The sequence below is a fragment of the Streptomyces sp. RK9 genome, assembly GCF_045070545.1.
In the GTDB taxonomy this organism is placed as follows: domain Bacteria; phylum Actinomycetota; class Actinomycetes; order Streptomycetales; family Streptomycetaceae; genus Streptomyces; species Streptomyces alboflavus.
The window spans coordinates 597,968-616,877 of sequence record NZ_CP173704.1; the positions used below are offsets into that span (position 1 = coordinate 597,968).

General features: G+C 72.4%; 16 protein-coding genes and 1 tRNA gene. 12 read left to right on the forward strand and 5 right to left on the reverse strand.

Going from position 1 to position 18,910, the window contains the following annotated elements; all coding sequences use genetic code 11:
- Window positions 1-58: 58 nt before the first annotated feature.
- Window positions 59-616, reverse strand: coding sequence for a heme-binding protein (locus AB6L24_RS22745; protein ID WP_405663254.1), 558 nt, complete (start codon window positions 614-616; stop codon window positions 59-61).
- Window positions 617-1,193: 577 nt separating this feature from the next.
- Here AB6L24_RS22745 and AB6L24_RS22750 point away from each other — a divergent pair.
- The 6 genes from AB6L24_RS22750 (at window position 1,194) to AB6L24_RS22775 (ending at window position 8,592) form a co-directional block, all read left to right on the forward strand.
- Window positions 1,194-2,780: a sensor histidine kinase gene (locus AB6L24_RS22750; protein WP_405663256.1), complete on the forward strand. Its 1,587-nt coding sequence runs from the start codon at window positions 1,194-1,196 to the stop codon at window positions 2,778-2,780.
- A complete protein-coding gene (locus AB6L24_RS22755) occupies window positions 2,770-3,519 on the forward strand; it encodes a response regulator (RefSeq protein WP_405657812.1) in 750 nt (249 codons plus the stop codon). The genes AB6L24_RS22750 and AB6L24_RS22755 overlap by 11 nt, the downstream gene beginning before the upstream one ends.
- Before the next feature lie 192 nt (window positions 3,520-3,711).
- On the forward strand, window positions 3,712-4,212 hold the full coding sequence (locus AB6L24_RS22760) for a hypothetical protein (protein WP_380834042.1): 501 nt from the start codon (window positions 3,712-3,714) through the stop codon (window positions 4,210-4,212).
- Window positions 4,213-4,357: 145 nt separating this feature from the next.
- Window positions 4,358-5,611 carry an NAD(P)-binding protein gene (locus AB6L24_RS22765; protein WP_405657814.1) on the forward strand — a complete coding sequence of 418 codons (1,254 nt, stop codon included), beginning with the start codon at window positions 4,358-4,360 and terminating at the stop codon, window positions 5,609-5,611.
- Between the two features lie 319 nt (window positions 5,612-5,930).
- Window positions 5,931-6,932, forward strand: coding sequence for a zinc-binding dehydrogenase (locus AB6L24_RS22770; protein WP_405657816.1), 1,002 nt, complete (start codon window positions 5,931-5,933; stop codon window positions 6,930-6,932).
- A gap of 157 nt (window positions 6,933-7,089) precedes the next feature.
- Window positions 7,090-8,592 (forward strand): GNAT family N-acetyltransferase, encoded by a 1,503-nt coding sequence (locus AB6L24_RS22775; protein ID WP_405657818.1) that lies wholly within the window; start codon window positions 7,090-7,092, stop codon window positions 8,590-8,592.
- On the opposite strand, the gene AB6L24_RS22780 is transcribed toward AB6L24_RS22775, so the two are convergent.
- Window positions 8,589-9,065 (reverse strand): GNAT family N-acetyltransferase, encoded by a 477-nt coding sequence (locus AB6L24_RS22780; protein WP_030362155.1) that lies wholly within the window; start codon window positions 9,063-9,065, stop codon window positions 8,589-8,591. The two genes, AB6L24_RS22775 and AB6L24_RS22780, sit on opposite strands and share 4 nt — an antisense overlap.
- Between AB6L24_RS22780 and AB6L24_RS22785 the strand changes: the two genes are divergently transcribed.
- Entirely contained in the window at window positions 9,064-10,182 is a 1,119-nt protein-coding gene (locus AB6L24_RS22785) for an endo alpha-1,4 polygalactosaminidase (RefSeq protein ID WP_405657820.1), read from the forward strand. The two genes, AB6L24_RS22780 and AB6L24_RS22785, sit on opposite strands and share 2 nt — an antisense overlap.
- A 179-nt stretch (window positions 10,183-10,361) precedes the next feature.
- Here AB6L24_RS22785 and AB6L24_RS22790 read toward each other — a convergent pair whose 3' ends face one another.
- Together AB6L24_RS22790 and AB6L24_RS22795 are read right to left on the reverse strand one after the other, a co-directional pair.
- Window positions 10,362-11,264, reverse strand: coding sequence for an aminoglycoside phosphotransferase family protein (locus AB6L24_RS22790; protein WP_405657822.1), 903 nt, complete (start codon window positions 11,262-11,264; stop codon window positions 10,362-10,364).
- An 85-nt stretch (window positions 11,265-11,349) separates the two neighbouring features.
- The gene (locus AB6L24_RS22795) at window positions 11,350-12,201 is read right to left on the reverse strand and encodes a thioredoxin domain-containing protein (protein WP_405657824.1); all 852 of its coding nucleotides are present in this window, start codon (window positions 12,199-12,201) and stop codon (window positions 11,350-11,352) included.
- A gap of 90 nt (window positions 12,202-12,291) precedes the next feature.
- On the opposite strand from AB6L24_RS22795, the gene AB6L24_RS22800 reads away from it, so the two are divergent.
- Both AB6L24_RS22800 and AB6L24_RS22805 read left to right on the forward strand, forming a co-directional pair.
- Entirely contained in the window at window positions 12,292-13,692 is a 1,401-nt protein-coding gene (locus tag AB6L24_RS22800; protein ID WP_405657826.1) for an NAD(P)/FAD-dependent oxidoreductase, read from the forward strand.
- Window positions 13,693-13,775: 83 nt separating this feature from the next.
- The gene (locus AB6L24_RS22805; RefSeq protein ID WP_405657828.1) at window positions 13,776-15,773 is read left to right on the forward strand and encodes a hypothetical protein; all 1,998 of its coding nucleotides are present in this window, start codon (window positions 13,776-13,778) and stop codon (window positions 15,771-15,773) included.
- Between the two features lie 60 nt (window positions 15,774-15,833).
- Here AB6L24_RS22805 and AB6L24_RS22810 read toward each other — a convergent pair.
- Window positions 15,834-15,907, reverse strand: a tRNA-Thr gene (locus tag AB6L24_RS22810).
- A gap of 208 nt (window positions 15,908-16,115) precedes the next feature.
- Between AB6L24_RS22810 and AB6L24_RS22815 the strand changes: the two genes are divergently transcribed.
- The 3 genes from AB6L24_RS22815 (at window position 16,116) to AB6L24_RS22825 (ending at window position 18,809) form a co-directional block, all read left to right on the forward strand.
- A complete protein-coding gene (locus AB6L24_RS22815) occupies window positions 16,116-17,252 on the forward strand; it encodes an ABC transporter ATP-binding protein (RefSeq protein WP_030362161.1) in 1,137 nt (378 codons plus the stop codon).
- A 269-nt stretch (window positions 17,253-17,521) separates the two neighbouring features.
- A complete protein-coding gene (locus tag AB6L24_RS22820; RefSeq protein ID WP_087884697.1) occupies window positions 17,522-17,980 on the forward strand; it encodes a hypothetical protein in 459 nt (152 codons plus the stop codon).
- 94 nt (window positions 17,981-18,074) lie between these two features.
- The gene (locus AB6L24_RS22825) at window positions 18,075-18,809 is read left to right on the forward strand and encodes an NDP-sugar synthase (protein ID WP_380846438.1); all 735 of its coding nucleotides are present in this window, start codon (window positions 18,075-18,077) and stop codon (window positions 18,807-18,809) included.
- Window positions 18,810-18,910: the final 101 nt, after the last annotated feature.

Here is an 18,910-nt window from a genome sequence, read left to right on the forward strand (position 1 = left end):
CGCCCCGCCAGACCTCATGCCAGGGGCGTCAGCTGAGCGGCGTCCGCTCGGGCCTCGGTCAGCGGTTGAGTGCCGCCACTCCTGCCTTCGCGAACTTCTCGTCCAGGTCGCCGCTGGGCGCGCCCGCCACGCCTATGCCCGCGACCGGGGCGCCCTTGGCGGTGACCGGGACGCCGCCCGCGAGGAAGAGCGTGCCGGGGATGTCCTTCAGGTTCGGTGTCTGGGTGAGGCGCTTGGCCAGCTCGGAGGTGGGGGCGTTCCACGACACGGCCGTGTAGGCCTTGCGCTCGGCGGACTCGTAGGACTGCGGGCCGGCGCCGTCGCCGCGGAGCGTGACGATGGTGTTGCCGTTGCGGTCGACCACGGCGACCGTCACGCGCTGATTCTCCTTCTTCGCGGCGTCCAGGGCGGCCTCCGCGGCCTTGGTCGCGGCGGCCACGTTGAGGTGCGTGGAGCTGGTCAGGTGGCGGTTGCCGGCATCGGCGGTCACGGCGGCCTTGGCTGCGGCGTCCGGCGTCCCGGCCGTGGCCGAGACCGTGCCGAACGTCGCGGCGCCGACCGTGGCCAGGGCCGCGGCGGTGGTGAGGATGCGGGTGCGCGGGGAGAGCTGCTTCAGCGACTTCATGTCCGTTGACTCCTGTGCGGATGCGGGCTGTTGAGAGTGGGCGGCGAATCGATCCCCGCCTCGCAATCCATCGTCCGGCCGCTGACCGCCTCTCCTCGTCGGCACTACGGCTGCCCGCCGCGCACGAATCGGCTGACGGCCATGTCAACCGATCGGTTGATCCGGGCGCTCGGCACCACCAGCCAGAATGGGGATGTCTTCCCAGTTCAGGCGTGTGCGATCAAGCGTGTGCGGTCATGCGCGTCATCGTGTGAGGTCCCGCCGTGCGAGCGAGTCAGGCGCGTCGGATCCAGCGCACGGGACCAGGCGCGCAGGATCAGATGGACAAGATCAGGTGGACAAGATCCGGTGCGCAGGGTCGAGCACACAGGACCAGGTACGCGGGATCGGGCGCACGGGATCAGGCCCGTGCGGTCAAGGGCGAGCAGCGGCCGAGAAGGAGGCCAGCGTGGAACGGCACACAGACGGCCTCGGCGCCGCCGAACAGCACCCGGAGGGCCTCAGCGCCCTGGATCAAGGCAAGAACGGCCTGCGCGGAGCGCGGCAGGACCAGGGCGAGACCCACGCCATGGATCAGCAGACGGCCGGCCTCCAGCCGGCGGCCCCTGAGTCGCGCTGGCTCGCCCCCGTCATGCACACGGCGTTCTTCCTTCTCCTCGCCGCCTCCCTCACCCGCTTCCTCCTCCGCCACCCGGGCGAGCCCCGCACCCCGGGCGTCGTCGCCCTGTCCGTCGCCCTCGCCGTCCTCTACCTCCTCGGCCCCGCACCCGGCGCCGCGCCCAGCACCCGCCGCCCGTTCTGGCTGGGCTCAGTGGTCGGAGCATGGGTGGTCCTGGTCGTCCTCGCACCGAGCTTCGCGTGGTGCGCGGTGCCCCTGTTCTATACGGGACTGCGCACGCTCCCGACGCGAGCAGCACTCGTCCTGGTCACAGCCCTCACTGCCCTCGTGGTCGCCGCGCAGCTCAGACTCGCCGGCAGCTTCGACCCGAACCTGGCCTTCGCCCCACCCGCCGTCGCGGCGGTGGCCACCGCCATGTTCATCCACATGCAGCGCCAGACAGCGCAGCAGCGCGCCTTGATCGACGACCTGATCCGCACCCGACGCGAGCTGGCCGCCACCGAAAGACGCGAAGGCACCCTCGCCGAGCGCCAACGCCTCTCCATGGAGATCCACGACACCCTGGCCCAGGGCATGTCCAGCCAACAGATGCTGTTGCAGGCCGCCGAGCGGGTATGGGACGCCGACCCGGCGACAGCCCGCACCCACGTCCGCACAGCAGCGGCCATCACCGAGCGCGGGCTGGCAGAAGCCCGCAGATTCGTCCACGACCTGGCGCCCGCAGACCTCGCGGACGCCGGTACCGACGACGGCGAAGCCCTGCCGTCGGCCCTGAGCACCCTGGCCGCACGCGAATCGGAAGCGGAGCTGGCCATCCAGTTCCACGCCGAGGGCAAGCCCGTCCCCCTGCCCGGCAGAGCCCAGTCGGCGCTGCTCCGGATCGCGCAGGGCGCATTGGCGAACGTACGAGAACACGCGGACGCGAGCGCGGCGGCGCTGACGCTGACCTACCTGGACGACCAGGTGGTCCTCGACATCGCGGACAACGGGAAAGGGTTCGTGGTCGCGGGGGACGACACGGGGTTCGCCGACGGGCAGGACGAGCGGGCGTCCGAGATTGGGGACACCGCACGGGAGGGCGCGGCCACCGGCGATCAGCGGGGGCTCGGTCCGCGTGAGCCGGGCGCCCGGGCCGGGCGGGGACACGGACTGCCCGCGATACGGGCACGGGCTCGGCAGCTCGGCGGGACGCTGACGGTCGAGTCGGCGCCGGGCGAGGGGACGGTTCTGTCGGTGTCGATCCCCTTGACCGCACCCTCGGCCTCGGGCACTCGGCTGAGCGCGGGCACGGGCACGAGGACCGGCGCAGGCGCGAGTACGGGCGCGGGCACAGGCACGGGCGCAGGCACGGGCGCAGGCACGCCTGCGGCGACGCCTTCGCCCACGACGGGGGCCTCGCGTTCAACCCCGTCCACGCCGTCGCCCTCGGCCACGCCAACGGAGCCGTCCGCACCGCCGCCCCCGTCCACAGGCCCGCCGCCCGCGTGGCCGCCGCCCTCCGATCCGCCGTCATCCGGGAGTGCCCATGAGCAGTAGTACGCCCACGAGTGAGCCGGTTCGGCTGTTGGTGTGTGACGACCATGTGGTGGTGCGGGCCGGGTTGCTGGCGCTGTTGGCCAGTGCGCCCGGGATCGAGGTGATCGGTGAGGCCGGGACAGGTGAGGAGGCGGTGGCGCTGGCGGCCAAGTTGGCGCCGGACGTGGTGTTGATGGACCTGCAGCTGGGCCCGGGGATCGACGGCGTGGAGGCGACACGGCGTATCGCGGCCGGGGAGCGTGGGGGCGAGGGTGGTGGCGACAGCGGCAACGGCACGGGGGACGGTGGCGGCAGCGACAGTGCTGGTGGCGGCAGCGGTGAGGGGGGTAGTGGGGGTGGTGGGGCGCCGCGGGTGCTGGTTCTGACCACGTATGACACCGATGCTGACATCACGCGGGCCATTGAGGCGGGGGCGACTGGGTATCTGCTGAAGGCCGAGCGGCCCGAGGAGTTGTTCGCGGCGATTCATGCGGCGGCACAGGGGCGTACGGCGCTGTCGCCGCCCGTCGCGTCCCGGGTGATGGCGCAGATGCGGGAGCCGCGGCCCACGCTCACGGCCCGGGAGCTGGACATTCTCAAGCAGCTCGCGCAGGGGAAGGGGAATCGGGAGATCGCGAGGACGCTGTTCATCAGTGAGGCGACGGTGAAGACGCACCTGGGGCGGATCTACGACAAGTTGGGGGTGGATACGCGGGCGGGGGCGGTGGCGGTGGCCAAGGAGCGGCGGTTGCTGCCCTAGGGAGCGGCAGCTGTTTTCCCTGGGGAGGGCGATGTTCTCCCCGGAGAGGGCGGCGGTTGCTTCGCTGGGGAGCGGCGGTTGTTTCGCTGGCGGGCGTTCCGAGGTGGGAGAGCGCGTGGCGGGCGGGTCCGAAGGCGACCCGGGGTGGTGCGAGGGCGTGGTGGGGGTGGGGAGCGTGGCACCATCGGGCGGGTGCTCGATATTGGTTACGCCCTTTCTCGCCGTTTTCCGGACCCGCCGCAGATGGACTACCGCGTGGCGGATGTTCATGCGCTGCGGCACGACCTGTTCTGCGGGGATGTGTATCTGGCGGACACCAAGGCGGACCGGGAGGTGGGGACGGCGTGGGGGTGGGTGCCGGTGCTCGACTTCGCTTGGGCGCTGTGCGACATCGTGGAGCAGTTGGACCGGGATCCGCTGGGGAGCCGGGCGTCGCGGTCGCAGTTCGCGGAGCTGGACTTCACGGAGTCGACGGACCGGATGCTGTTCGAGCGGCGGTTCGGGTGGGTGGACATCGAGGCGGACTGGATGAGGGCGGAGGAGGAACCGCTCACGTTCTCGCACGGGGAGCTGCGGAAGGAGGCGCGGGATTTCCTGCACGACCTGTTGGCCGACCTCATCGACATGCATGAGGAGCTGGGGGCGAATCCGGTGATCTGGACGTTGCAGGCACAGTTTCCGCGGGTGGGCTGACGTCCGTCGCCGATGGGCTGCCGTCAGTCGCCGGTGGGCCGACGTGCGGGCCGGTGGGGGGATGTCACATTCGGAGTGGGGGTGTGCGTCGTAGGGGTGAACGCGTTCTCGTGCCCGTGAGGGTTGACTGAAACGGAGGCCGCTCATGGCCCGCGCCACCCGTGCTCCCCACTCCCCAGGCCGTCCCCAGACCCACATCAGCGTGGTCGGTGGTGGGTTCGCCGGGCTCACCGCCGCGATCACGGCCGCGGAGGCCGGTGCGCGAGTCACGTTGCACGAGGCGCACCACACGCTGGGAGGCAGGGCCCGGACGGCGGAGGGGGCGTACAAGACGAATGAAGGGCCGCATGCGCTGTACAACGGCGGGCCGCACTGGACGTGGTTGAAGCAGCGGGGGCTGATCGGGGACCTCGCGCCGATCCCGCCGATCGAGGGGACGCGGCTGCGGCTTCGCCACCATGGGGCGCTGCGTCGTACGCCGCCGTTCGCGATGCTGAAGTTGTTGCGTCGGTCGCCGGAACAGGCGCCGGTGGATGTGGACTTCGCGACGTGGGCGGGCGCGCAGGTGGGTGAGGAGGGCGCGCGGGCGGCGGCGCACTACTCGGCGGTGGCGTTGTTCCACCACGACCCTGGTTCGCTGTCGGCGCGGTTCGTGCACACGAGGTTGCGGCGGGCCGCGAAGTTCCCGCCGGAGGCGCACTATCCGGTAGGTGGCTGGGGGGCGGTCGTCGACCGGATGGCGGGCCTGGCATGGAACCTCGGGGTGCGGGTGGAGACGCTGGCGCGGGTGGACGACGTGGGAGAGCTGGCGGATCGGGGCCCGGTCGTCGTGGCGACGTCGCTGGACGCGGCGCGACGGCTCCTGAAGGACGACACGCTGCGGTGGGAGAGCGGGCGCACGGCGCTGGTGGATGTGGCGGTCCGGAGCCGCCGTGGGGACCTGTTCGCGGTGTCCGATCTGGATGAGACGGGGTGGGTGGAGCGGTTCACCACGCAGGACCGCACGCTCGCGCCTGCCGGTGAGCAGCTCATCCAGGCCCAGATCCCCCTCGGCCCCAAGGAGTCCAAGGCGGACGGTGTGGCTCGGGCCGAGGAACTGCTCGACCTCGGTTTCCGGGACTGGCGGGATCGTGTGACCTGGCGGCGGGCGGGCGTGGCGAACGGCCGCACCGGGGCGGTCGACCGTCCGGGGACGACGTGGCGCGACCGGCCGGCGGTGGACCGGGGCGGGGAGGTGTATCTCGCGGGGGATCAGGTGGCGGCGCCCGGGCTCCTGTCGGAGGTGTCGTTCAACAGCGCGATCGAGTCGGTGACGCTGGCGCTGACCAGGCGGAGGGGGATGGCCGGTGGGGGGCGTCCGGGCGACGACACCCCCTGGGTCGACCTCAAGTCCGCCTGAGCGGGTCGGCCCAAGGCCCACTGAGCGGGTCGACCCCGAGTCCGTCCGAGCAGGTCGCCCACACAGGTCGACCTCAAGCCCACCCGCACAGGTCGACTTCAAGCCCGCCCACACAGATCACCCTCAAGGCCGCCCGCACAGGCCGACCTGAAGTCCGCCCCAGCGGGTCGACCTCAAGTCCGCCCCAGCGGGTCGACCTCAAGTCCGCCCGAGCAGCTTGACCTCAAGTCCACCTGAGGTTGAAGAGTGGCGAGGATCAGCAGTCCGGACGGCCCTCAGTCGCCCGGACGGACCCCGACGTCACCCCCAGGGAGACCTCATGCACGCCGTCCGCCTCCACGCCTTCGGCCCCGCCGAGAACCTCACGTACGAGAAGGTCGAGGACCCCCGGCCGGCGGCGGGCCAGGTGTGTATAGCCGTCGCCGCGGCGGGAGTCCACCTCATCGACACGGCGATCCGCGAGGGCGACAAGGGGCCGCTGCCGGAGCTGCCCGTGCTGCCCACGGTGCCGGGCCGCGAGATCGCCGGAACCGTCGAGTCCGTCGGGGAGGGCGTGCCCTCGGAGTGGCTCGGCAAGCGCGTGGTCGCGCACATCGGCCTCGCGCCCGGCGGGTACGCCGAGCTGACGGTGACGGACGTGGCCCGCCTGCACGAGCTCCCCGAGGGGCTGGACTTCGCGGAGGCGGTGGGGTTGATCGGGACGGGGCGGACGACGATGGGGGTCCTGCAGTTCGTGGAGTTGGGCGAGGAGTCGGTGGTGGTGATTCCGGCGGCGGCGGGCGGGATCGGGACGCTGCTTGTGCAGTACGCGAAGCATGCCGGGGCGACGGTGGTGGGCCTCGCGGGCGGGCCGGCGAAGGTGGCGCGGGTGCGGGACAACGGGGCGGATCTGGCGGTGGACTACACCGCCGCGGGGTGGCAGGACGAGGTGCGCGGTTACCTCAAGGGGCTCGGCGGGGGCGGGGCGACCGTGGTGTTCGACGGGGTCGGTGGGGCCGTCGGACGAGAGGTCGTGGAGATGCTGGGGGCGGGCGGTACGCATGTGATGTTCGGGTGGTCGGGGAAGGAGGGGCCGGTGACGTTCGGGGACGACGAACTCGCGGAGCGGGGGATCACGCAGGTCAACCCGTTGGGTCCGGCGATGATGCAGAAGGCGGGCGGGGAGAATCCGGTGCGGGTGCTTGAGCTGGCGGCGCTGGAGGCGTACGCCGGGGGGTACTTCACGCCCGCGGTGCAGCGGTTCCCGTTGCGGGAGGCGGCCGCGGCGCATCGGGCGCTGGAGTCCCGGGGGACGTCCGGCAAGGTGGTGCTGCTCCCGTAGCCGGGCGGAGCGGCGGCCCGGGGCGGGTGCACGCCGAGCCTCAACCCGGGCCCAGCCTCCGGCGGTCGGACCCCGACCCCGCCCCCCAACTCCGCCCCACCCCACCAGTGGCGAAAACAAGGTGCTCGTACGACAAACGGGAACTACCGTCCGTTATATGGACTCCGCACGCCCCGCCACCCATGCCACGGCGCCCCACACCTCCGCACCGCACACCTCCGCACCCCACACCCCCCTCACCATCCGCCCCCTCCCCGAGACAGACATCGACCGCGCCCTCGACCTGGCGTACCTCGTGTTCCACGACACGCCCGAGGAGGAGAAGCGCAAACACCACCACGACCTGCTGCTCGGCTGCGACCGCATCGGCGCGTACGACGGGGACGCCCTGGTCGGACTGATCGCCGCGTTCCGGTTCACGGTGTCCGTGCCGGGCGGTGAACTCCCCTGCCCCGGCCTGACGTTCGTCTCCGTGGCGCCGACGCACCGCCGTCGCGGCGTGCTCTCCGGGATGATCGCGAAGCTGTACGAGATGTGCCGCGACGAGGGTCGCCCGGTGGCCGCGCTCTGGGCCTCCGAGGACGCGATCTACGGCCGCTTCGGCTTCGGCCCGGCCACCCACGGCAACACCGTCGAGATCAACTCCGAGCGCCCGCTGGCCCTCCGCGTCACCCCGGACGACGGCCCCCTGCGCCTCGTCGACCCGGCGGACGCCCCGGCCCTGCTCGGCGCGTACTACGACCGCACCCGCGCCGACCGCGCCGGCCGCATCGCCCGCAGTGAGGCGTGGTGGAGCGAGGAGTGGCTGGTCACGGAGGACGAGGAGGACGACGAGCTGTCACCGCCGCGGGTGGTCGTGCTCGGCACCCGACCCGACGGCACGCGACCCGACGAAACGCGGCCCGACGGCACACAGCCGGACGCCACCCAGGCCACCCCCCAGGCCACCACGCGGCCCGACGGCGCCCACACCACCCCCGGCAGCCCCGCCCCCCTCAAGGGCTACGCCGTCTACCGCACCAAGACCCGCGACGACGCCCCCGGCCTGGTCCGCCTCGACGAGCTGGAGGCCGACACCCCGCAGGCCGCCGCCGCCCTCTGGCGCTACCTCGCGAACATCGACCTCACAGGCGTGATCCGCGCCTGGGGCCGCCCCGTGGACGACTCCCTGCTCCTGTTCGCCGCGGACCGCGACCAGGTCCGCGTGACGGGTCACTTCCCGGCGCTGTGGCTGCGCCTCGTGGACGTGCGCGCCGCGCTCGAAGCCCGCGACTGGGCCGCCCCCGCCGCCCTCGTCCTGGAGGTCACCGACACCCACGTCCCGGCGAACGACGGCCGCTTCCGCCTGACGGTGGCACCGGGGGACGCCACGGCCGAGGGCACGGACACCCCGTACGACGGCACAGGCACAAGCACGGACACCCCGTACGACGGCACACGCACAGGCACAGCCACGTACAAGGCCACGTACGAACCCACCACCGCCCCCGCCGACCTCAGCATCGAGGTCCGCGACCTGGGCGCCGCCTACCTCGGCGGCACCCGGATCACGGCGGCCGTCCGCGCGGGCCTGGCCACGGAGCACACCCCGGGCGCGGCGGCCGCCCTGGACGCGGCCCTGCGCACGACCCACCTGCCGCACACCGCGGACGAGTTCTAGGAGGAGCCAAGGTCGGCCAACGCGCCGTCGGTCAGCCGGTACACCGTCCACTCGTCCTGCGGCCGCGCCCCCATCGCCTCGTAGAACGCGATCGACGGAGCATTCCAGTTCAGGACGGACCACTCAAGGCGTTCGTACCCGCGCTCGACGCAGATGCGGGCCAACTCCCGCAGCAGCGCCTTCCCGTGGCCGCCGCCGCGCGCCTCGGGGCGTACGTACAGGTCCTCCAGGTAGATGCCGTGCACCCCGCGCCACGTGGAGAAGTTCAGGAACCACAGGGAGAAACCGACGGGCAGCCCCGTCGCGTCGTCCACAGCGATGTGGGCGTACGCGGCGGGCCGCTCGCCGAACAGCGCCTCGCGCAGCTGTTCCTCGGTGGCGCGCGCCTCGTGCGGCTCCTTCTCGTACTCGGCGAGCTCACGGACGAGGGTGTGGATGAGCGGGATGTCATCGGGTGTGGCGGTACGAATCATGCGCGCAGCAAGCCACAGGCCGCGACGCGGGGTCAACCACGTTTCCGCTGCCCGCCGGACAGCCGCCCGCCGGGCAGCCCCCCGCCCGACAGCCCTCCGCCGGGCAGCCCCCCGCCTCGCCGCCACCGCGCTCCTCCTGGCAGCCACCCTGACCGGCTGCGCCGAGAACCCGAGCCAAGCGGAGAAACCCACCCAGAGCCCCGCCCGGAGCCCCGCCCGGAGCCCGTCCGGAAAGCCGACGCGCACCCCGGCCGACCCCGCCTGGTGGGCCCCCGAGCCAGGAGAGATCACCGACTGGGACTGGCAGCTCACCGAGCCCTACGACCTCTCCGCGCCCCGCCAGATGTACGACATCGACCTCTTCGACCTGGCCCCCGAGGGCGCGCAGCTCACGTACGCCGACGGCGACGTCATCGACGTACCCGCGGGCCCGCTCGCCGGGAAGATCGACGAGCTGCACGCGCGCCGCCCGCGCCCCGTCGTGATCTGTTACGTCGACACGGGGGCGTACGAGCACTATCGCCCCGACGCGTCCCGCTTCCCCGGCCACGAGAAGCGCGAGGACGCCATCCCGAACCGGCCGCACGCTCCCGCGGCGGGCTCGGTGATCGGGTGGGACACCGGCTGGGCGGGCGAGCGCTGGCTGGACATCCGGGAGGGCTCGCGGGACGCGTTCGCGGAGGCGGTCTGGGCGCGGTTCGACCTGGCGGAACGCATGGGCTGCGACGGGGTCGAGCCCGACCAGAACAATCCGCGCGGCAACGATCCGGGCTTCCGGATCCCGCTCGCGGACCAGCTCTCCTGGTACCGGGAGGTCGCGCGGCAGGCGCACGCGCGCGGGCTCTCCGTCGGGATGAAGAACGGCCACAACGAGCCGGGGACGGCGGCGCGGCTCGTGGACTCCTTCGACTGGGCGCTGCCCGAGGAGTGCGTGGAGTTCGCGGAGTGCGGGGAGTTGAAGGCGTTCGTGGCGGCGGGCAAGGCGGTGTTCGCCGTCGACTACAGGAAGTCGGTGGCCGACCGGGCGAAGGCCTGCCGGACGCATCGGAGGCACGGCTTGGACGGCCTGATCAAGGACGAGCCGCCGACGGGGGCGTACCGGAAGTCCTGCGGCTGAGGCCGGCCGGCCCGCAACGCCACCGATGTCGGCGCACGTCGCCCCTCAGCGCCCTCCGATGTCAGCGCACGCCGGCCCTCAGCGCCCCCCCGATGTCAGCGCACGCCGCCCCTCAGCGCCCCCCCGATGTCAGCGCACGCCGCCCCTCAGCGCCTGCCGGGCCCGGCGCCTGCCGACCCTCAGCGGCCCGAGAGCCGCCGCGCCACCTCCAGATGATCCGCCGCCAGCGGCCGCCCGTCCTCGATGTCCCAGAGGGCGTTCTGCAGCACCCGCCCCATCGTCCACGCCCTGGCCCGCTCCCGGTCCAGGCCGAGGATCTCCGTCATGGCGTCGAACCGCCAGCACACCTCGTCCGCCTCGAAGAGGTTGTCGAGGGCGGGCCACAGGTCGAACCCGGGGTCGCCGGCGAGCGGCTTGGGGTCGATGGCGAGCCACGGCTCGCGGTCGGAGGCGAGGACGTTGTCGAAGTGCAGGTCCCAGTGCAGCATCCGGTCGCCGGGCTCGCCCACGACCTCGCGCACGGCGTCCGCGCAGCGCGCGATCAGGGCGCGCTCGCCCGGGTCCCGGAGGGCCTTGAGCGCGGCCGGGGTGTCCGCCAGCATCTGGCCGGCGATGTCGCCGAGGGTGCGCATGCCGGGCGGGGCGGGCACGGAGGTGAGGCGGGCGAGGAGTTCGGCGAGGAGGACGACGGCCTTGCGGGTCTCGGCGGGGCCCTTCTCGGCGTACTCGGACAGCTCCTGGCCGTCGCGGGCGCGTTCGAGCAGCATGGTGCCGGTGGCGTCGTCGTAGTCGAGCAGCCGCACGGCGCCGTCGCCGTTCCAGACGCGGAGCGCGACCGGCTCGCCCTCCGTCTCCTCGTCGAGGACCTGGAACTTCACCACGGCGTCGCTGCCGTCGGCCCGGAGCACGGGCAGCACGAGCGCCGCCATGCCGTACATGGAGTCGCCGACGACCTTCAGCTCCCAGCGGTCGACGAACTCCGCGACCCGTGCGGGCAGGGCGGCGATGAAGGCGCGGCCCGCCTCGCCCGCGTACTCGTACTGCGACTCGATCAGCTCGTCAGGGACCTTGATATCGATCACGCGGGCGACCCTACCGACGCACCGGAATCACCACATGCGATTTATTCCGGACACGGAGCCCCACCGCATTCCGGCCCCGGCCGCCTCAGGAGATCCCCGCGTCCTCAAGGACCTTCCGGAACCCCGCCTCCGTGTACAGCGCCTCGCTCGCCGCCTTCTCGCCGTCCACGACGACCGTCGGCGTCCCCGTGACCCCGTCGTCCGTGAAGGCGTCCATCGCGGTGCCGACCCAGCTCTTGTACGTGTTGCCGGTGACCGCCTTCGTGAAGGCCGCGTCGCGCAGGCCCACCTTGTCGGCGATCTTCAGGAGGAACGCGGGCGTGAACGCGTCGTCGCTCTCCTCGGGCTGGTTGACGAAGACGGCGGAGTGGAACTGCGGGAACTTGCCCGCCTCCACGGCGGCCCGCAGGGCGTTCGCGGCGTTCACCGAGCCGCTGCCGCCCAGGTTCCGGTCCAGGAAGGAGGCGATCGTGTACTCGACCTTCACGTCACCGTCGACCAGCGGCCCCACGAGGGCCTGCGCGCCGCCCTCCTCGAACTTCTTGCAGAACGGGCAGCGCGCGTCCTCGTACACCTTCACGGTGTGCTCGGCACCGGGCTTGCCGACGGTGATCACGCCGCCCTTCACGGCGGTGGGCACCTTGGCGAGCCGCTCGACGGAGACGGGTGGAACCTTGGCCTCCGGGATGACCTCCTGGGAGTCCTGGGAGTCCTGCGACGACGAGGAGGACGGCCCGTCGGAAGGACCGCCCGGCGACTCACCGCCCGAGGTCGCGTCCGACGAAGAGGCCGACGCGGACGGCGACTTCTTGCCCGCCCCCATCCAGTCGTTCCCGCCGTCGTCGGAGTCGCACGCGGTGACGGCGGCACCGAGCAGCGCGACGGCGGTCACCGAGACGGCCACGCGCCCGGCCTTGCGTACGGCCCGTACGGCCATGAACAGCCCTCCAAAAACGTGGGTACCCGTGGCCCGAAAATCTATCCGACCCCTGCCCAGCGGCTCACGCGACCAGTAACGTCCCGCCCCATGAGCAGCACGAACACCGTGAACGGCGGCATCTCCTTCTGGTACGCGGACGACGGCCTGCCCACGGCCCGCGAACCCCTCACCGGTGACACGACGGCCGACGTGTGCGTGGTCGGCGGCGGCTACACGGGCCTGTGGACGGCGTACTACCTGAAGAAGGCCGCGCCCTTCCTGCGCGTCACGGTCCTGGAGCAGCGGTTCTGCGGCTACGGCGCCTCGGGCCGCAACGGCGGCTGGCTCTACAACGGCATCGCGGGCCGCGACCGCTACGCCCGCCTGCACGGCCACGACGCCGCCGTCCGCCTCCAGCAGGCCATGAACGCCACCGTCGACGAGGTGATCCGCGTCGCCGCCGAGGAGAAGATCGACGCCGACGTCCACCACGGCGGCGTCCTCGAAGTCGCGTACACGCCCGCCCAACTGGCCCGCCTGCGCGCCTTCCACGAGGCGGAACTCGCGTACGGGGAGGACGACCGCACGCTGCACGGCGCCCGCGAGACCGCCGAGCGGATCCGGGTCGCCGGGGCCGTCGGCTCGTCCTGGACGCCGCACGGCGCCCGGCTGCACCCGGTGAAGCTGGTGAAGGGCCTCGCGGCGGCCGTCGAGGCGCTCGGCGTCACCATCCACGAGTCGACGCCGGTCACGGAGATCAAGCCGAAGCACGCGGTCACGCCGTACGGCACGGTCCGCGCGCCCTACGTCCTGCGCTGCACGGAGGGCTTCACGGCCTCGATCAAGGGCCAGCGCCGCACCTGGCTGCCGATGAACTCCTCGATGATCGCCACCGCCCCGCTGCCCGCCGACGTCTGGGAGACCATCGGCTGGGCGGGCCGCGAGACGCTCGGCGACATGGCGCACGCGTACATGTACGCGCAGCGGACCGCCGACGACCGCATCGCCCTCGGCGGCCGGGGCGTGCCGTACCACTTCGGCTCCAGGACGGACAACGACGGCCGTACGCAGCCGGCCACCGTCGACGCCCTGCGCGAGATCCTGGTCCGCTTCTTCCCGCAGCTCACCGGCGTCCGGATCGACCACGCCTGGTCGGGCGTCCTCGGCGTGCCCCGCGACTGGTGCGCCACGGTCACCCTGGACCGCGCCACCGGCCTCGGCTGGGCGGGCGGCTACGTCGGCTCCGGCGTCGCCACCGCCAACCTCGCCGCCCGCACCCTGCGCGACCTCGTCCAGCGCGACTCGGGCCAGGCGGGCGCGACCGACCTGACCGCCCTGCCCTGGGTGAACCACCGCGTCCGCAAGTGGGAGCCGGAGCCGCTGCGGTGGCTGGGCGTGCACGGCATGTACGCCACGTTCCGGGCGGCGGACCGCCGTGAGGACAGCTCCCACAGCGCGTCGTCGTCCCGTCTCGCGCGGATCGCGGAGCGGGTGGCCGGGCGGCACTGAGAGCGGCAGTCCCCCCGGGGTGACCGTCACACCGATGTGTCACGATCATTCGTTCCTGTTTCGTTCAGCCCGGGGGGGGCTTCATGCCACAACCACACACCTCTGCGAGACCCGTTTCCGGCGCGGCGAGACCCAGGGCGCCCTTCGCCCTGCTCCTCGCCCTGACCGCACTGCTGTCCCTGTGCGTCCCGGCGGTGCTGCCGACGGCGACCGCGCGGGCCGCGACCGAGGCCGACTGCTCCGTCCTGCCCGCGGGCAGCTTCGCGGCCGACGGCGCCAAGGCCACGTTCGCCACGGATGACGGCACGTTCTCGCACTGCCTGACGATCCCGGCGGACGACCACACGCCGGCCGAGGTGCTTCAGCTCGTCAACACCTCCGGTGACGTGCCCGCCGCGTTCTCGGTGCTCGACTCCTCGGGCAAGCGCGTCTGCGACCGCTCCTCCACCACCAACGGCTGGACGGTCTGCGCGCTGACGCCCGGCGAGGCCCACACCGTCCTGGTCACCGGCCGCGACCAGGCCGCCGACTACACCCTGACGCGGCGCGACGTGACGTCGACGGCGTCGTCCGCGGGCTGCGCGAAGACCCCGGCCGCCAAGGTCGGCGGTCCCTCGGTGAAGGGCGCGTACGGCGACCCCGGCACCCTGCGCTGCCACCAGGTCACCACCGACGCCGCCACGGACGTCCTGCACGTCGACGTCCGTGACGCCCGGGGCACCGCCAACATCGCCGTCCTCGGCGGGAACGGCGAGTCGGAGTGCTCCTACCGGAACCGCGCCTGTGCCGTCACCGGCGGCGGCACCCATCAGGTCCTCGTCCAGGTGCCGACGCACCTCAAGGCGGCGCCCGAGTACCGCCTCGACGCCCTGCGCGTCGCGACGGCCGAGGGCCCCGCGCCCGAGTGCGCCGAGGTCCCGTCCGTCGCGTACGGGTACGGCCCGATCACCGGCAGGCTCGACGAGTCCCGCACGGCGGTGTGCGCGCTCCTGCCGACTGCCGACGGCGACCACTTCGAGTCCGAGATCACCGACACCACCGGAGCCACGGACACGGCCGTCCCCGTGCTCTACAACAGCGAGTGGGAGAACGGCTGCAGCTGGTTCTCGGGCGACGACGGCGAGGGCTACGACTGCGGCGTGACGGAATCCCCCTCGACGCCGCGCAAGCCCTCCGTCCTCCTCCTCGGCCTCCCGGAGAAGGCGTCGAGCACCTCGTACCGCGCCACGATGAAGTGCACGCGCGGCCCCTGCGGCGACGAGAAGGTCACCGTCACCGACGTGACCCCCACGACGGCGGCCAGTGGCACCAAGCCCACGCTCACGGTGACGGGCACCGCCCTCCACCCCGACTTCACGGTCCGCCTCTCCCAGGCGGGCAGGAAGCTCACGGCGAAGACGACCTCGGTGTCGGCGGACCACCGCTCGCTGAAGGCGACGCTCGACCTGACGGGCGTCCCCGCGGGGACGTGGAGCATGAGCGTCCACACCGGCGGCATGGAGTTCTCCCGCGGCACCTTCACCGTCACCGAGCCGGACCTGAGCAACACCACCGCTCCCAAGGTGACGGGCACGCCCGCGGTCGGCTCCAAGGTCACCGCGACGACCGGGACCTGGACGGGCACGCCCTCCTCGTACGGCTACCAGTGGAAGGCGAACGGCACGGCGATCGAGGGCGCCACGGCGTCGACGTACAAGATCCCGGCCGCGCACCTGGGCAAGAAGCTCACCGTCACCGTCACCGCGCGAGGGGCCGGCCGCCCGGACGCCGCCGCGACCTCCGCGGCGGTCAAGGTCGCCAAGGGCACCGCGCCCAAGGCCACGAAGGCCCCGGCGATCACCGGCACCGCGCGCGTCGGCAAGGTCCTCAAGGCCGCGAAGGGCACCTGGTCGCCCGCCCCGGGCTCGTACTCGTACCAGTGGTACGCGAACGGAACGGCGATCAGCGGCGCGACCAAGTCCTCGCTGACCCTGAAGTCCGCCCAGCGCGGCAAGAAGGTCACGGTCGTGGTGACGGCGCACCGCACCGGCCACCGCGACGGCTCGGCGACGAGCAAGGCGACGAAGGCGGTCGCCCGCTAGCCGCCCGAGGGACACACGAGGGCCCCGGCACCGCTTCGGTGCCGGGGCCCTCGCCGTCGGAGCCCCCTGTCGGATTCGAACCGACGACCTTCGCTTTACAAGAGCGGCGCTCTGACCAGCTGAGCTAAGGAGGCAGTGCGGAGACGTGCCCGTGCAGTGTAACCAACGGGTCCGACACGGCCGGGGGTCGTCTCGAAAATTTCCGCGAAGGTCGTGACCTTCCGGCTACTGACAGACCAACGACCTGCGGGGTAGCGTCACGGACAGTTCACCCACGTGGACTAGACCCATCCTTTACTCGGATCGTCCGGCACGTTCCTGCCGGTGAAGGGGGCCCTCACCATGGCCACTGTTTCGTTCGACAAGGCGACCCGGATCTACCCGGGTTCCACCAAGCCCGCCGTCGACTCTCTCGAGATCGAGATCGAGGACGGCGAGTTCCTCGTCCTGGTCGGCCCGTCCGGCTGCGGCAAGTCCACGTCCCTGCGCATGCTCGCGGGCCTGGAGGACGTGAACGCCGGCGCCATCCGCATCGGTGAGCGCGACGTCACGCACCTGCCGCCGAAGGACCGGGACATCGCCATGGTGTTCCAGAACTACGCGCTGTACCCGCACATGTCGGTCGCCGCGAACATGGGCTTCGCCCTGAAGATCGCGGGCGTCGACAAGGCCACCATCCGGCAGAAGGTCGAGGAGGCCGCGAAGATCCTCGACCTCACGGAGTACCTGGACCGCAAGCCCAAGGCCCTCTCCGGCGGTCAGCGCCAGCGCGTCGCGATGGGCCGCGCCATCGTCCGTGAGCCGCAGGTCTTCCTCATGGACGAGCCGCTGTCCAACCTCGACGCCAAGCTGCGCGTGTCGACGCGTACGCAGATCGCCTCGCTCCAGCGCCGCCTCGGCATCACCACGGTGTACGTCACCCACGACCAGGTCGAGGCCATGACGATGGGCGACCGGGTCGCCGTGCTCAAGGACGGCCTGCTCCAGCAGGTGGACTCGCCGCGCAACATGTACGACCGCCCGGCGAACCTCTTCGTCGCGGGCTTCATCGGCTCCCCGGCGATGAACCTCGTCGAGGTCCCGATCACCGACGGCGGCGTGAAGTTCGGCAACTCCGTGGTCCCCGTGAACCGCGAGGCGCTGTCCGCCGCCGCCGACAAGGGCGACCGCACGGTCACCGTCGGCGTCCGCCCGGAGCACTTCGACATCGTCGAGCAGAACGGCGGCGCCGCGAAGACCCTCTCCAAGGAGACCGCCGACGCCCCGGCCGGCCTCGCCGTGTCCGTGAACGTCGTCGAGGAGCTCGGCGCCGACGGGTACGTCTACGGCACCGCCGAGGTCGGCGGCGAGCAGAAGGACCTCGTGGTCCGCGTGAACGGCCGCCAGGTGCCGGACAAGGGCGCCCAGTTGCACGTCGTGCCCCGGCCGGGCGAGACCCACGTCTTCTCGACGTCGACGGGCGAGCGGCTCAGCGACTGACCGCCATCCACTCGGCGAAGGGCCCCGCACTCCGGTGCGGGGCCCTTCGCCGTACCCGGTGTCCGTACGGCGGCCCCTCGCCGTACCCGGCCGCCGTCCGCCGCACACCCTCCGGCCCCACCCCCGTCAGAGGTTGTCGACAAATACCCCGGCACATCGGTCATTTCGATCCTTGTGCGTCAACACGCAAGCAGAAAGACACCGGACCCCGTCGCTCGACCGGGTGACTAAATGTCGCCAAATCATCACCTACCGCTACTCTCACTCGCGTGACGCACTCCGCCAACCACACCCAGAAGTCGCGCCGGGGCCACCGCGGCCCCGGCCGCCGCATCGGGCGCACGCTCGCCCTCGTCCTGCCCGTCGTCCTGGTGCTGTCCGGCACGCTCGCGGTCACCCGGGTCAACTGGTCCGGCAGTTCCTCCGACTCGGTCCTCACCGCGTCGGCGGGCGACCTGTCCGTACCGGCCAAGTCCCGTGCCCCGCAGGACGTCCTGCGCCACCGGCTCCTCCTCGAACTCCAGGAGAAGAACCCCGGCGTCGCCCTCACGCAGCTGCAGCAGGAGGTCGACCGGCACCCCTCGCTCGCCAAGCACTGCGTGTCCATCGCCCGCGCACTCGGCCGCGCCGCCGTCCGCGCGTACGGCCCGAGCCGCGCCCAGTCCTACGCACGCCCGGTCTGCGACACGTCCTTCGCCACGGGCGTCGCCGCGCACCAGAACGGCTGAGCGGGCCCGCACGGCCCCGTTAAGGGCCGGTAGGGGCCTCTCAGGGGCCGAGGCGGCACCGAACCCTGCGCGGTACGCCGCGTAGGGTTCCGTCATGACCACCGGTGCCCACCACCCCGCACGGCCCACGCAGGCCGTCGTCCTGGCCGGCGGCCAGGGCTCACGCCTTCGCCCGTACACCGACGACCGGCCCAAGCCCATGGTCGAGATCCCCGGCACGGGGACCCCGATCATCGGCCACCAGCTGGCCTGGCTCGCCGCCGAGGGCGTCACGGACGCGGTCGTCTCCTGCGGCCACCTCGCCGAGGTGCTCCAGGAGTGGCTGGAGTCCGCGGACCTGCCGCTGAAGGTCACCACGGTCGTCGAGAAGGAGCCGCTCGGCCGCGGCGGCGGCCTCAAGTACGCCGCCGCGCACCTGCCGCACACCGACCGCCCCTGGTACGCGACCAACGGCGACATCTGGACCCGCTTCTCGCTGCGCGACATGGCCGCCTTCCACGCCGAGCGCGACGCCACCGCCACCCTCGCCCTGGCCCGCCCCCGCATCCCGTGGGGCGCCGTGGAGACGGACGCCTTCGGCCACATCACGGACTTCATCGAGGCCCCGCCGTCGCCGTACCTCATCAACGCGGGCGTGTACGTCTTCTCGGCGGCCTTCACCGGCCTGCTGCCCGACCGCGGCGACCACGAGCGGACCACGTTCCCGCGCCTGGCCCGGGAGAAGCGCCTGGCCGGCTTCCCGCTGCCGCAGGGCGCGTACTGGCGCGCCATCGACACCGCCAAGGACCTCACCGAGGCGGCCAAGGAACTGGCGGCCCAGAAGGGCTGACCGCGCCCCGAGTGCCCCGAGCAGACGCAGATGGGCCCCGCACACGTGCTGTGTGCGGGGCCCATCTGCGTACCGGGGACGTACCGGAGGCGAGCGCCCCG